Here is a 458-nt window from a genome sequence, read left to right as displayed (position 1 = left end):
CCGGGACATTGGGAATGATCTGTAGCCTGTATGGATCAAGGACCTTTACTTCCTTGATCGTAGAAAAGCGCGGGCTCTCTATCAGCCGCGTATCTGAGACCTCGCGGTCAAGCGTGAACTTGACGTCCCGGGCCGTTAATTCGCTGCCATCGTGAAATTTCACGCCCTCGTGAAGAACAACCTCCCACGTGTAATCGTCCTTCTGTTCATAGGACTTCGCGAGATGCGGCACAAATGTACCCTCCTTGGTACGCCTGACAAGCGTATCAAAGACATTCATCAGCGGCGTGCCGTATGCACCGTTGTTATGTGGGTCAAAGGTCAGCAGACCGCGCCGCATCCCAATTCGAAGGGTGTCGGCTTCCTGGGCTGATGCGACCGATGAATTGAGCAAGCCGGTTGCAGTGTTACCCGCGAGGCTGAGGGCCATCATGGTCCCCAGCACAGCAATTGTATGC

At 54.8% G+C, this 458-nt stretch carries 1 protein-coding gene; it reads right to left on the bottom strand.

Features of this window, described 5'->3' with window-relative positions; translation table 11 throughout:
- On the bottom strand, window positions 1-430 hold a 430-nt coding region (locus ACFHWW_RS34265; RefSeq protein ID WP_379943835.1), incomplete at its 3' end, for an ABC transporter substrate-binding protein.
- Window positions 431-458: the final 28 nt, after the last annotated feature.

It is taken from the genome of Sinorhizobium sp. P24N7 (assembly GCF_042436655.1).
Lineage (GTDB): Bacteria > Pseudomonadota > Alphaproteobacteria > Rhizobiales > Rhizobiaceae > Sinorhizobium > Sinorhizobium meliloti_A.
This window is presented reverse-complemented; position numbering and strand designations above follow the sequence as displayed.